We start from the raw sequence: 12,322 nt of genomic DNA, 5'->3' as shown, positions 1-12,322 counted from the left end.
CCCGGCTCTCACTACTGGATTCGCTTTCTAGCCTCTCTGACGCGCCGGCTTCAGGCTTTTGCCCTACGCACAGCTCACACCAGAGGTGCCCTCTAAGGCGCAGACGGTACTCCCATCCGCTGGGCGTTTCAAGCTCGTGGCGAAGGTCACTTGAGGACTTTACCTGGCAAATGACCAGTAGTTATAAGAACCGCTAAAACCGTAACTCAATGTTAGGTAGGACTCGGTGCGCAAATCGCATGCCCAGCCCCGTAAAACCTGGAGTTTGCGTGATCCGGACAATGAAAAAGGCGGCACAATGGCCGCCTTTCCTTATGCCTGGTCGAAATCAGAAATCGTCTTCGACCTGACCGTCCTTGACCTTGAATTCACGATTCTGCAGGTAGGCGTTACGGATGAACACGTACTTGTCGCCGTTGATCAGCTTCTCGGCCGACAGCAGGCTGGCGCGGGCATCGACTACATCCAGCGCCATGAACGAGTTGCGCACGGCGACGTCGTCGACATAGCGATAGGCGCCGACATAGGAGTCCGGGTACCTGGCCGGTGCATCGCGCAAGGTGCTCGGGCCGAGTAACGGCAGCATCACGTACGGGCCACTCGGGACACCCCAGTAACCCAGGGTCTGGCCAAAGTCTTCATCATTACGTTGAAGGCCCATGCGGGTACCGACGTCAATGAAGCCCAGCAGGCCAAACGTGGTGTTGAAGATCAGGCGCGCAGTATCGACGCCCGCTGCAGCCGGCTTGGCCTGCAGCACATTGTTGGCGAGGTTGCGCACGTCACCGATGTTGCGGAAGAAGTTGTGAATGCCATCTTCGACAAACTGCGGCGTCACGTACTGGTAACCCTGGGCCAATGGCTTCAGCGCATAGGTGTCGAGTACGTCGTTGAATTTGTAGATTGGGCGGTTGACGCTTTCCCAAGGGTCTTCTTCCGTGGCTGCCTGGGCAACGAAAGGCACCAGCAACACGCTGGAACACACACACAGCTGAGCTAGAACGTTGCTCCAGCGCATAGAAAAACTCCTTGGATTGTACTGACGCGGGCTCTGGACCCAAGCGTTGAGCTGGCTAGTATAAGACGTAAAGGCCGTTTTAGGCAGCATCGCCGTGAGCCGGCGCGCAAGTCGAGGTGACCGCACGCTTGATAACAGCAGTGTCACTCAACTGTCACCCGCGTCCAATAGCCTCGGTACTATTTCAAGGATGCTGAAATGCCGCACGCCGAACCCTTGCCCCTCGCCGCGCCCCGCCTGACCGCCGTGTTGTTTGGCCTCAGTGGCTGCCTGGTGGATTTCGGCGCGCGCACCCGCCAACACGCCGGCCATCAAGGGGAGCATGCCGAAGTCACGCCTGGCGCCCTGGACAGTCTGCACAGCTTGCAGCGACAGCAAATCCCCTGTGCCTGGCTCGATGAACTGCCCCCTGCCCTCAGCCACTCCCTGGCGCTCGCGCTGCCGGAATGGATCAAACCTTCGATACAACTTGCAACAAACAATCCATGGCCGTCCCCCCATGCCTGCTGGGAAGCCTTGATGGCCCTCAACGTTGCCCAACTGGATGGCTGCGTGCTGGTGAGCGGTGAGCCGCGGCTGCTGCAGTCAGGCCTGAACGCCGGTTTGTGGACCATCGGCCTGGCCTCCTGCGGATCGCTGTGCGGGCTGGCGCCGAATGAATGGCAGACGTTGAGCGCACAGCAGCGCGAGCTCAAACGCGGCAAGGCCACCGTGCAACTGTTCGGCCTGGGCGTGCATTCAGTGATCGACCACCTGGGCGAACTCGACACTTGCCTGGCGGACATCAGCCTGCGCCGGCTCAAGGGCGAAAAGCCCTGATTGGCGCCTCGCCACGATCAACGCATGCAGGTTGCCCGCGAGTGGATTAATCTAAAGGCAAGCCATAGACCTTTGGCGCGCTGCTGCGGTCTATGCCAGTGCCTATCGATAAAAGGAAGAACGTCATGCCTGCCCGCGAACTGCAAGAACAGCTCAATACCCTGCGCGAGCAACTGGAACAGAATCCGCCACTGACGGAAGTGGAGCGTGAAGACCTGCGCGTACTGATGCAGCAGATCGAACTTGAGCTTGAGCTTGAGACCAAAACCCAGGATTCAAGCTTGTCCGATAATGTGAACCTGGCGGTCGAGCGCTTCGAAATCGAGCACCCGACCCTTGCTGGCACCTTGCGCAACATTGTGCAGGCGCTGGGGAACATGGGTATCTGAATTCGCCCGAGACAAAAAAGCCCCGCCAGTGATGGCGGGGCTTTTTATTGTGCGCAATGTGCAATGCTTTCCCCGTGGGAGCGCGAGTTCTTTATTGGCGGACCAGGCGGTGGTTCGGCAGTTGCACGGCTTCGGTACTGCGATACGGGTTGATATCCAGACCGCCACGGCGCACATAACGCGCATACACGGTCAGCTTCTCGGGTTTGAGCAACCGTTGCAGGTCAAGGAAGATCCGCTCAACACACTGCTCATGGAAGTCCGAATGCTGGCGGAAGCTGACGATGTACTCCAGCAGGCTCGCGTGATCCAGCGCCGCACCACGGTATTCGACGGCCACACTGCCCCAATCCGGCTGGCTGGTGACCGGGCAATTGGATTTGAGCAGATGGCTATGGACGCTCTCCTCGACGATGCGCGAATCATCGCAACGCAGCAGCTCCGGACGCGGGTGTTCGTAGTTGCTGACACTGATATCGAGGTCGTCGATGCACACCCCCGGCAATGCGACGACGCCTTCGGCCTCCACCTCCTTCAGGCTGCGGATGCGCACGCCCACCGGTTTGCCGGCGGCAGCGGACAAGTCCTTGGCAAGGGTTGCCTCAAGGCTTGCCGTGTCAGCGAATGGCGTCTGGTTCAGCGAGTTGAGGTACAGCTTGAACGACTTCGACTCGATGATATTCGGCGAGTCCGCCGGAATGCTGAATTCGCCGATCGCCACCACGGGCTTGCCGGACGGCAGCAACCACGACAGCTCAAAGCAGTTCCAGAAGTCCACACCCGTGTACGGCAGGGTTTGCGCCGTCAGGCCGAGCTCGGCCCATTTTGCGGTGCGCGGGATCGGGAACAGCAGGGACGGCGTGTAGGTGGCAATGTATTCGCTGGATTTACCCAGCGGCGAGTGTTCGGCTGCGGGATGCATGGCGGAAACCTGACTGAAGAATCAGGGGATTCTATCAGTGTTCGGTGGTTTTGTTGGGGGTTGGGGATTGGGAATTGGGTGGTTTTGGAAAGATCGCAGCCTCGTTGCACTCGACAGCTCCTACGCAGCTCCTACACAGCTCCTACACCGCTCCTGCGCAGCGGCTACGGGGCTTCGATGGTTAGTTTGCCGACCATGCCGGCCTGGTAGTGGCCGGGGATGTTGCAGGCGAATTCCAGGCTGGTGGGTTTGGTGAAGGTCCAGGTCAGTTCGGCGGTTTTGCCGGGCTCGACCAGCACGCTGTTGGGGTCATCGTGCTTCATTCCATGCCCCATGGCGGCGTGATCCATGCCCTTCATGCCGGTCGGTGTCAACATGCCGCTTTGCTGCATCTGCAGCATGGCCTGTTGATGTTGGGCATGCATGGCTGCATCGCCGAGGTTGAACTCGTGCAGCAACTGGCCTTTATTGATCAGCACGAAGCGGACGGTCTCCCCCGCCTTGACCTTGATTGCCCGGGGATCGAACGACATGTCACCCATGACCACTTCAATGCTGCGGGTCGCCTTGGCTGCCGGGGCCGGCTGACCAAAATCGACGGAGTGCGCCGGCGACGCCCACGCCGGGGCGCTCAGCGCCAGCAGGCATGCGGTCAACAGCAGGGGTTTGCGCAAAAACATGGGTCTTCTCCAACAAGATAAGGTTCAGCCTGCAGAAAACTCTAAACTGCCACGACTGCCCGTAACCTGACAGGCAGATTACAACTTTGTCAGGTTGGCCTGCACTCGCGCGGCCCACGGTATAAAGCCTTCGTTCCATTGACCCCGAGCTCTCCATGAAACTGTTGATCGTCGAAGACCAAGCGAAAACCGGCCAATACCTGCGCCAGGGCCTGACCGAGGCCGGGTTTAATACCGAGTTGGTGGCCGACGGCAGCACTGGTCAACAGCTGGCACTGAGCGGCGAATACGCGTTGTTGATTCTTGATGTGATGCTGCCCGGGCGCGATGGCTGGCAAATTTTGCAGGCCGTGCGCGGCGCAGGCCTCGACACGCCAGTGCTGTTTCTCACCGCCCGTGACGCCGTGGAGGACCGGGTCCATGGCCTGGAGCTGGGGGCCGACGATTATCTGGTCAAACCCTTTGCCTTCTCCGAATTACTGGCGCGGGTGCGCAGCCTGTTACGCCGTGGCAGCGCTCCGCCCCAGGACACCAGCTTGCAACTGGCGGACCTGCGCCTGGACCTGATCCGGCGCCGGGTTGAACGCAGTGGGCAGCGCATCGACCTCACCGCCAAGGAATTTGCCTTGCTGGAAATGCTGTTGCGCCGTCAGGGCGAGGTGTTGCCCAAGTCGCTGATCGCTTCACAGGTGTGGGACATGAATTTCGACAGCGACACCAACGTTATCGAAGTGGCGATCCGCCGATTGCGCCTGAAGATTGATGATGACTTCCCCAACAAGCTGATCCACACCGTGCGCGGCATGGGTTACGTCCTCGAAGAGCGCTCTGCCTGATGCCTCGACTGTCCTTGAGCAGCCGCCTGGCGCTGCTGTTTGCTGCCTGTACGGCGGTGGTTTCACTGATCGCCGGCGTGCTGTTCAGCCGTGCCAGCGAGGCGCATTTCATCGAGTTGGATCAACAGTTGCTGGACGGCAAATTGATTGGCTTGCGTCGGGCGCTGCACGACATTCAATCGAGCGACAGCCAGGCCAGGCTCGCCGATGAATTGAGCCGCCAGGCCGACCTGGCACTACGCATCACCGGGGCTGACGGCCGGCGCTGGTACGACAGCTCGGCGCAGCTGCCGGAACAACTTCCACTGACAGCAGGCTTGTCCACTACCCGCCACGCAGGCACCGACTATCGAGTGCTCAGCGCCCCGCTCTATCCGGGCCAACCCGACTCGCCGCAATTGACCCTGCTGCTCGACATCACCCATCACCAGCACTTCCTGCAGCGCATGCAGCGCCTGATCTGGCTGACCGTCGGCCTCTCGGCGCTCGCCACGGCGCTGCTTGGGGCCTGGGCGGCGCGCAGTGGCTTGCGGCCGCTGCGGCGCATGAGCGAAGTGGCGCGCGGGGTGTCGGCCCAGTCGCTGAACGCCCGATTGCCCGAAGAGCAGATGCCACCCGAACTTGCGCAAATGGCCCACCACTTCAACGCCATGCTGGAACGTCTCGACGACTCATTCCAGCGACTGTCGGCTTTCTCCGCCGACATCGCCCATGAGCTGCGCACGCCGCTGTCAAACTTGCTGACCCACACCCAGGTCACCCTCACGCGCCCGCGACCGCTGGAGGATTACCGCGAGGCGCTGCACAGCAATCTTGAAGAGCTGCAATGGATGGCGCAGCTGGTCAACGACATGCTGTACCTGGCCAAGGCCGATCACGGGTTGTTGATGCCCACCCGCGAACCGCTCGACCTTGGACAGGAAGTGGATGTGCTGCTGGAGTTTTTCGCCCCCCTGGCGGAAGACGCACGGGTGACATTGAGCCGTGAAGGCACTGCCAGTATGGAGGGTGATCGCAACATGCTGCGCCGCGCGCTCTCCAATCTGCTGGACAATGCCTTGCGGTTTACCCCGGCGGAGGGCGAGGTGCGCGTGCGGATCAGCCAGCAACCCAAGGTGTTGGGCCTGGTGGTCGAGAACACCGGCGAAGGGATTGCCGCCGAGCTGCTGCCGCGTTTGTTCGACCGCTTTTATCGGGCGGACCCTGCGCGGCAGGAAGGCAGCAGTGAACATGCGGGGCTGGGCCTGGCGATTACCCAGTCGATCATCAGGGCCCATGGCGGGCAGATTCGGTGTGAATCGGGGGATGGCTGGACGCGGTTTTTGATTGAGCTGCCAAAAAGAGTCTGACCCCCGCCCCGGCAGGAGCTGCCGAAGGCTGCGATCTTTTGATCCTGTTTTTTAAGAGCAAGATCAAAAGATCGCAGCCTGCGGCAGCTCCTACGGGGGTCGGTGTCAGGGCTTACGAATACCGCAACGCATGCGCCGGCTCGATCTTCGCCGCTCGCCACGCCGGGTACACGGTGGCCAAAAAGCTCAACACGAACCCCGCCGAGCAGATCAACAGCACATCACCAGCCTGCAGTTCCGAAGGCAGGTTGCTGACGAAGTACACATCCGAACTGAAGATGTGCTGCCCGCTCACGCGCTCCACCCAACCCACCAGCTCGCTGACGTTCAGCGCTGCAATCACGCCCAGCACCCCGCCAATCATGGTCCCGACGATCCCGATCACGGTGCCCTGCACCATGAAGATCGCCATGATCTGCCGTGGCGTGGCGCCGATGGTGCGCAGGATCGCGATGTCCGCGCCCTTGTCGTTCACCACCATGATCAGGGTGGCAATGATGTTGAAGGCGGCGACGGCGACGATCATCAGCAACAGCAGGCCGATCATGGTCTTTTCCATCTTCATCGCACTGAACAGGCTGCCCTGGGTGTGGGTCCAGTCATCCGCCCGGTAGGCGCTGCCGAGACTGCCGGCAATATCGCTGGAGACCTTCGGTGCCGCGTACAAGTCCTTCACCGCCAGGCGCACGCTCTGCACCTGGTTCGGCTGCCAGTGCTGCATCTGCGCGGCATCGGCCACATGGATCAGCGCCATCGAGCCGTCCAGCTCGGCGCCAACCTTGAACACGCCCACCACGTTCAGGCGCTGCATGCGCGGCGTGATGCCGCCCGGCGCCGTGCTCACTTCCGGCACGATCAGGGTGATCTTGTCGCCCACGTTCAAGCGAAAACGCCGGGCCGTGATTTCACCGACCACCACGCCGAACTCACCTGGCTTGAGCGCATCCAGGCGCCCCTGGACGATATGCTTGGCGACGATCGACACCTGGCCTTCGAGCGCCGGGTCGACGCCGCTGACCTGGATCGGCTGCATCGTGCCCTTGTAGGACAGCATGCCTTCCATCTCGGTGAACGGCACGGCGGCGGTCACTTCGGGGTTTTTCATCGCGGCGGCGGCCACCGGCTGCCAGTCGTCGATCGGGTTGACGCCGACGATGGTCGCGTGCGGCACCATGCCGAGGATGCGCGAGCTCATCTCGCGCTGGAAGCCGTTCATCACCGACAGCACCACGATCATGGCGAGCACGCCCAGGGCGAGACCGATCATCGAGGTCATCGAGATGAAGGACACGAAGCGATTGCGACGCTTGGCGCGGGTGTAGCGCGCGCCGATGAAGATCGATAACGGTCTGAACATTCGCTGGGGCACCGTATAAAAATAAATGACCCGAGGTCGTTGCAGACCTCGGGTTTCGACCAGTCAGATAGGAGTCAGGCGACCTTCCTGCAAGTGCAGGACGCGATCCATCTGGCGGGCCAGGTTCATGTCGTGAGTCACCACCAGGAACGCCGTGCGCATCGACGTGCTGAGTTCCAGCATCAAGTCCTGGATGCCCTGGGCAGTGTGGGAGTCGAGGTTGCCGGTGGGCTCGTCGAGCATCACCAGGCCAGGCTTGTTCACCAGGGCGCGGGCGATGGCCACACGCTGGCGTTCGCCACCGGACAGTTCCGCCGGCTTGTGCTCCAGGCGATGGCCCAGCCCTACCCGCTCCAGCAACGCCGTGGCACGCTGGCGCGCCTCGGGGATCGCAGTCTTGCCGATCAACAGCGGCATGCAGACGTTTTCCAGCGCGGTGAATTCCGGCAGCAAGTGGTGGAACTGGTAGACGAAGCCCAGCGACCGATTGCGCAACAGGCCGCGATTCTTCTCGCTCAGGGCCGACAGCTCTTCACCGTCGAGCCACACGCTGCCCTGGGTCGGCGTATCGAGGCCGCCCAGCAGGTTGAGCAATGTGCTCTTGCCCGACCCCGAGGTGCCGACGATGGCGACACGTTCACCTGGGTGCAACTCCAGTTGCAGACCCGCCAGGACCTCGACCGACTCCGGACCTTCCTCGTAGGACTTGCCCAGGTTGCGGCAGCTCAGGATTGCTTTTTCACTCATGCCCAATTCACTCATAACGTAGCGCCTCCGCAGGCTGGGTGCGCGCGGCACGCCAGGCTGGATACAGGGTGGCGAGGAAACTCAGGATCAACGCGGCGGCACAGACCATCACCACGTCCTGGCTCTGCACTTGCGACGGCAGGTAATCGATGAAGTACACATCGGCGTTCAGGAACTTGTGGCCGATCAGGCCTTCGAGGGCCGAGATCGCTGCGCTGACGTTCAGCGCGGCGAAAATCCCGACCACGGCGCCGATCAGCGTACCGAACACCCCGATCACCGTGCCCTGCACCATGAAGATCGCCATGATGGTGCGTGGCGTCGCACCCAGGGTGCGCAGGATCGCGATGTCACCCTTCTTGTCGTTCACCACCATCACCAGGGTAGAGATGATGTTGAACGCGGCCACGGCCACAATCAGCAGCAACAGCAGGCCGATCATGGCTTTTTCCATGCGGATCGCCTGGTACAGGTTGCCGTGGGTACGGGTCCAGTCACGCGCATAGTAACGGTCTTCGCCAAGTTGCTGGGCGATGTTCCACGCGGTACGGGGCGCCTGGAACAGGTCGTCGAACTTGAGGCGGATGCCCTGCACCTGATCCGGCTTCCAGCGATGCAGTTTCGCCAGGTCCTGGAGGTTGGTGACGCCCAGGTAACCGTCGATCTCACCGGCGCCGACATGGAAAATGCCGACCACGGTAAAGCGCTTCATGCGCGGGAACATCCCGGCCGGGGTCACGGTGACTTCCGGCGCGACGAAGGTCAGCTTGTCGCCGATCGCAGCACCCAGCTTGGCGGCGGCCTTGTCGCCGATGACGATGCCGAAACTGCCGGGCGCCAGGTCGTCGAGTTTGCCCTGCAGCATGAACTTGTCGATGATCGACACCTGGCGCTCCAGCGCCGGGTCGATGGCATTGAGCAGCACCTTGGACACCTTGCCGTTGTTGGTCAGCAACCCCTGCATCTGGGTAAACGGCGCTACCGCCGCCACCTGCGGGTTCTGCTTGACCTTGGCCGCCAGGCTTGGCCAGTCGCTGATCGGTTCACCGGACTCGATGGTCGCGTGGGGCACCATGCCCAGCACGCGGGTGCGCATCTCATGATCGAAGCCGTTCATGACCGACAGCACCACGATCATCACGACCACGCCCAAGGCGAGCCCGATCATGGAGGTCAGGGAAATGAACGACACAAAATGATTGCGACGCTTTGCACGGGTATAACGCGTGCCAATAAATACGAAGAGAGGTCTGAACATGTCGGGGCTTGTTCGGAGGGAAAAGGAACGTCCTTGTGGCGGGGGTCGATAACCAGCTTTACACTCAGACCACCGCCGCTACCATGGGTTCGCCATGTCGACATTAGATGAAGAAGATCGCCGCGAATACTACCGTATCGAGGACACGATCGCACTGGAAATTCGGCCTTTGTCCGCTGTCGAAGCCGCGGGCCAGGAAGTGTTGCAGGATGCTTCTCCACTGTTCAATTTGCTCAGCGAATTGCACCTGAGCGAATTCGAATCGCAACACCTGTTGCGCCAGATCAGTGAACGCGACCGCAACCTTGCGGCATTCTTGAAATCCCAGAACAAACGCATCGACCTGCTGAGCCAGGTAATCGCCCTCACCGTGCTGGGGCAGATTGGCGAGCCGCAACCGGTGATCATCTCCGAAGGCGGCGTCGACTTTCAGTACCCCACGCCGATTGCCACCGGGGTGCGCCTGTCGATCAAGCTGGTGCTGATGCCGCAAGCCCTTGGCCTGCTGCTGCGCGCCCGGGTGACCCATTGCGATCCCAAGGGTGACGGCTACGACATCGGCACCGAGTTTGAACACCCCACCGATGCCCAGCGCCAATTACTCGCCCGCTATATCTTGCAGAAGCAGGCCCAGGAACGTCGCCTGGCCCGCGAACAAAACGACTCAGGCCTCTAAATTAAGGAAGAACCGTGACCCTCATCTACGGCCATCGCGGCGCCAAGGGCGAAGCACCGGAAAACACCCTGACCAGCTTTCAGCAATGCCTCAAGCACGGCGTGCGGCGTTGCGAACTGGACTTGCACCTGTCCAAGGACAACGAGCTGATGGTCATTCATGACCCGACGCTCAAGCGCACCACCGAACGGCGCGGCAAGGTCGTCGAACATACGGCGGCTGAGCTTAAGACCTACGACGCGCGCAGAGGCGGCCCGGGCTGGATCAAACCGTGCCCGATCCCGACCCTGGAAGAACTGTTCGAACAATGCGATTTCGAGCATTGGCAGCTGGAAGTCAAAAGCGCTTCGCGCACCCGCGCCGCCACCACCGTGCTGGCGATTCGCGAAATGGCCCAGCGTTTCGGCATGCTCGACAAGGTCACCATCACCTCGAGTTCACGGGAAGTATTGAAGGCTGCACTGGATCTGGTGCCGGACGTGTCCCGCGGGCTGGTAGCCGAGTACGCCTGGCTCGACCCGTTGAAGGTCGCGCAAAGCTACGGCTGTGAGTTTCTCGCGCTGAACTGGACCCTGTGTACGCCGGAACGCCTGGAGAAGGCGCAGCGCCAAGGGCTGCATGTGTCGGTATGGACAGTCAACGAGCCCGCGCTGATGCGCAGGCTCGCCGACTTCGGCGTTGACAGCCTGATTACAGACTTTCCCGGTTTGGCCAGCGCCACGCTCGAGAATTGCTGAAATCGGTCTCCCCGGCCGGCTCAGGCCACCGGCCGGAGCCGCTCAAAAAAGCCGGTTGAGGCCGTCGTAGGCCGCTACCCGATAGGCTTCGGCCATGGTCGGGTAGTTGAACGTGGTATTGACGAAATACTTCAGCGTGTTCAGATCGCCCGGCTGGTTCATGATCGCCTGGCCGATGTGCACGATCTCCGACGCCTGATAACCGAAGCAGTGAACGCCCAGCACTTCCAGGGTCTCGCGGTGGAACAGGATCTTCAGCATGCCTTGCGGCTCGCCGGCAATCTGCGCGCGCGCCATGCTCTTGAAGAACGCCTTGCCCACTTCGTATGGCACCTTGGCCTGGGTCAGCTCCTGCTCGTTCTTGCCGATCGAGCTGATCTCAGGAATGGTGTAGATGCCGGTTGGCACGTCATTGACGAAGCGCCAGCTGTGGTTGTCGACGATGCTGCCAGCGGCCGAACGGCCCTGGTCATGAGCGGCACTGGCCAGGCTCGGCCAACCAATCACGTCACCGGCGCCGTAGATGTTCGGCTTGCAGGTGCGGTAAGCCTCGTCCACTTCGATCTGGCCACGGCTGTTGACCTTCACACCAATGTTTTCCAGGCCCAGCTGATCGGTGTTGCCGGTACGGCCATTACACCAGAGCAAGGCGTCGGCCTTGATCTTCTTGCCGGACTTGAGGTGCAGGATCACGCCATTGTCCACGCCTTCGACGCGGTCATAATCTTCATTGTGGCGCACGGTGATGTTGTTGTTGCTGAAGTGATAGCTCAGGGCCTGGGAGATTTCCGAGTCCAGGAAGCTCAGCAACTGACCGCGGTTGTCCACCAGCTCAACCAGTACACCCAGGCCACTGAAGATCGAGGCGTACTCGCAGCCGATCACGCCGGCGCCATAAACGATGAGTTTGCGCGGGGTGTGGCCGAGGCTCAGGATGGTGTCGCTATCGTAGATTCGCGGGTGGTGGAAATCGATATCCGCCGGGCGATAAGGACGCGAGCCGGTGGCGATGATGATGTGCTTGGCCACCAGTTTCTCGACCACGCCGTTGGCGCAGACGACTTCGATGGTTTGCTCGTCGGCGAAGCTGCCGGTGCCGAAGAACACGTCGACACGGTTACGGGCGTAGTAGCCGGTGCGCGAAGCGACTTGTTTGGAGATGACTTTCTCGGCGCTTTTGAGCACGTCCGGGAACGAGAACCAGCGCGGCTCACCAATGGCCCGGAACATCGGGTTGGTGTTGAACTGCATGATCTGCCGCACCGAGTGACGCAAGGCCTTGGACGGGATGGTGCCCAGGTGGGTGCAGTTACCGCCGACCTGGCGACGGCTATCGACCATCGCCACCTTGCGTCCTGCTTTGGCGGCGTTCATTGCCGCGCCTTCTCCTGCCGGGCCGGAACCCAGCACCACCACGTCGTAGTTGTAGACAGCCATGCGTACTCCTCAGAACAGGCCGCGGCGCCCTCGGCACCTGCGGCTAAATCACGCCATCTGCGGCGTGAAGGAACAATTTGGGGCCAGTGCAGAACCC

The 12,322-nt window shown here is 61.2% G+C and carries 13 protein-coding genes; 6 read left to right on the top strand and 7 right to left on the bottom strand.

Features of this window, described 5'->3' with window-relative positions; all coding sequences use genetic code 11:
* Positions 1 to 328: 328 nt before the first annotated feature.
* A complete protein-coding gene (locus EQV97_RS25545; protein WP_240890293.1) occupies positions 329 to 1,018 on the bottom strand; it encodes a VacJ family lipoprotein in 690 nt (229 codons plus the stop codon).
* A gap of 198 nt (positions 1,019 to 1,216) precedes the next feature.
* On the opposite strand from EQV97_RS25545, the gene EQV97_RS25540 reads away from it, so the two are divergent.
* Both EQV97_RS25540 and EQV97_RS25535 read left to right on the top strand, forming a co-directional pair.
* Positions 1,217 to 1,837: an HAD family phosphatase gene (locus EQV97_RS25540; RefSeq protein WP_240890292.1), complete on the top strand. Its 621-nt coding sequence runs from the start codon at positions 1,217 to 1,219 to the stop codon at positions 1,835 to 1,837.
* Between the two features lie 125 nt (positions 1,838 to 1,962).
* Positions 1,963 to 2,226, top strand: coding sequence for a DUF4404 family protein (locus EQV97_RS25535; protein WP_122838181.1), 264 nt, complete (start codon positions 1,963 to 1,965; stop codon positions 2,224 to 2,226).
* Between the two features lie 91 nt (positions 2,227 to 2,317).
* Here the strand turns inward: EQV97_RS25535 and queF are convergent, their stop codons facing one another.
* Complete coding sequence (queF, locus tag EQV97_RS25530; RefSeq protein ID WP_045062474.1) at positions 2,318 to 3,148, bottom strand: NADPH-dependent 7-cyano-7-deazaguanine reductase QueF; 831 nt, start codon at positions 3,146 to 3,148, stop codon at positions 2,318 to 2,320.
* Between the two features lie 164 nt (positions 3,149 to 3,312).
* Positions 3,313 to 3,828: a cupredoxin family protein gene (locus tag EQV97_RS25525; RefSeq protein ID WP_240890291.1), complete on the bottom strand. Its 516-nt coding sequence runs from the start codon at positions 3,826 to 3,828 to the stop codon at positions 3,313 to 3,315.
* A gap of 155 nt (positions 3,829 to 3,983) precedes the next feature.
* On the opposite strand from EQV97_RS25525, the gene EQV97_RS25520 reads away from it, so the two are divergent.
* Positions 3,984 to 4,664, top strand: a complete 681-nt coding sequence (locus EQV97_RS25520) for a heavy metal response regulator transcription factor (protein ID WP_122838178.1) — start codon at positions 3,984 to 3,986, stop codon at positions 4,662 to 4,664.
* Positions 4,664 to 6,013, top strand: coding sequence for a heavy metal sensor histidine kinase (locus tag EQV97_RS25515; protein ID WP_122838177.1), 1,350 nt, complete (start codon positions 4,664 to 4,666; stop codon positions 6,011 to 6,013). The genes EQV97_RS25520 and EQV97_RS25515 overlap by 1 nt, the downstream gene beginning before the upstream one ends.
* A 112-nt stretch (positions 6,014 to 6,125) precedes the next feature.
* On the opposite strand, the gene EQV97_RS25510 is transcribed toward EQV97_RS25515, so the two are convergent.
* From EQV97_RS25510 to EQV97_RS25500, 3 genes are all read right to left on the bottom strand, one after another.
* Positions 6,126 to 7,370, bottom strand: coding sequence for a lipoprotein-releasing ABC transporter permease subunit (locus EQV97_RS25510; protein ID WP_225570609.1), 1,245 nt, complete (start codon positions 7,368 to 7,370; stop codon positions 6,126 to 6,128).
* Between the two features lie 63 nt (positions 7,371 to 7,433).
* Positions 7,434 to 8,117 (bottom strand): lipoprotein-releasing ABC transporter ATP-binding protein LolD, encoded by a 684-nt coding sequence (gene lolD, locus EQV97_RS25505; RefSeq protein ID WP_163019364.1) that lies wholly within the window; start codon positions 8,115 to 8,117, stop codon positions 7,434 to 7,436.
* A gap of 7 nt (positions 8,118 to 8,124) precedes the next feature.
* On the bottom strand, positions 8,125 to 9,375 hold the full coding sequence (locus tag EQV97_RS25500) for a lipoprotein-releasing ABC transporter permease subunit (RefSeq protein ID WP_240890290.1): 1,251 nt from the start codon (positions 9,373 to 9,375) through the stop codon (positions 8,125 to 8,127).
* Between the two features lie 94 nt (positions 9,376 to 9,469).
* On the opposite strand from EQV97_RS25500, the gene EQV97_RS25495 reads away from it, so the two are divergent.
* Together EQV97_RS25495 and EQV97_RS25490 are read left to right on the top strand one after the other, a co-directional pair.
* A complete protein-coding gene (locus EQV97_RS25495) occupies positions 9,470 to 10,051 on the top strand; it encodes a PilZ domain-containing protein (RefSeq protein WP_240890289.1) in 582 nt (193 codons plus the stop codon).
* 14 nt (positions 10,052 to 10,065) lie between these two features.
* Complete coding sequence (locus tag EQV97_RS25490; protein WP_240890288.1) at positions 10,066 to 10,788, top strand: glycerophosphodiester phosphodiesterase family protein; 723 nt, start codon at positions 10,066 to 10,068, stop codon at positions 10,786 to 10,788.
* Positions 10,789 to 10,830: 42 nt separating this feature from the next.
* Here the strand turns inward: EQV97_RS25490 and sthA are convergent, their stop codons facing one another.
* Complete coding sequence (sthA, locus tag EQV97_RS25485) at positions 10,831 to 12,225, bottom strand: Si-specific NAD(P)(+) transhydrogenase (RefSeq protein ID WP_045062459.1); 1,395 nt, start codon at positions 12,223 to 12,225, stop codon at positions 10,831 to 10,833.
* Positions 12,226 to 12,322: the final 97 nt, after the last annotated feature.

The organism is Pseudomonas sp. TMW22090, assembly GCF_022496665.1.
Classification (GTDB): Bacteria; Pseudomonadota; Gammaproteobacteria; order Pseudomonadales; family Pseudomonadaceae; genus Aquipseudomonas; species Aquipseudomonas gregormendelii.
This window is presented reverse-complemented; position numbering and strand designations above follow the sequence as displayed.

Coding starts and splice junctions, on each gene's coding strand:
- lolD (WP_163019364.1), bottom strand. CDS start 8,117: ATGAGTGAAAAAGCAATCCTGAGCTGCCGCAACCTGGGCAAGTCCTAC.
- EQV97_RS25500 (WP_240890290.1), bottom strand. CDS start 9,375: ATGTTCAGACCTCTCTTCGTATTTATTGGCACGCGTTATACCCGTGCA.
- EQV97_RS25515 (WP_122838177.1), top strand. CDS start 4,664: ATGCCTCGACTGTCCTTGAGCAGCCGCCTGGCGCTGCTGTTTGCTGCC.
- EQV97_RS25525 (WP_240890291.1), bottom strand. CDS start 3,828: ATGTTTTTGCGCAAACCCCTGCTGTTGACCGCATGCCTGCTGGCGCTG.
- EQV97_RS25510 (WP_225570609.1), bottom strand. CDS start 7,370: ATGTTCAGACCGTTATCGATCTTCATCGGCGCGCGCTACACCCGCGCC.
- EQV97_RS25520 (WP_122838178.1), top strand. CDS start 3,984: ATGAAACTGTTGATCGTCGAAGACCAAGCGAAAACCGGCCAATACCTG.
- EQV97_RS25545 (WP_240890293.1), bottom strand. CDS start 1,018: ATGCGCTGGAGCAACGTTCTAGCTCAGCTGTGTGTGTGTTCCAGCGTG.
- sthA (WP_045062459.1), bottom strand. CDS start 12,225: ATGGCTGTCTACAACTACGACGTGGTGGTGCTGGGTTCCGGCCCGGCA.
- queF (WP_045062474.1), bottom strand. CDS start 3,148: ATGCATCCCGCAGCCGAACACTCGCCGCTGGGTAAATCCAGCGAATAC.
- EQV97_RS25540 (WP_240890292.1), top strand. CDS start 1,217: ATGCCGCACGCCGAACCCTTGCCCCTCGCCGCGCCCCGCCTGACCGCC.
- EQV97_RS25535 (WP_122838181.1), top strand. CDS start 1,963: ATGCCTGCCCGCGAACTGCAAGAACAGCTCAATACCCTGCGCGAGCAA.
- EQV97_RS25495 (WP_240890289.1), top strand. CDS start 9,470: ATGTCGACATTAGATGAAGAAGATCGCCGCGAATACTACCGTATCGAG.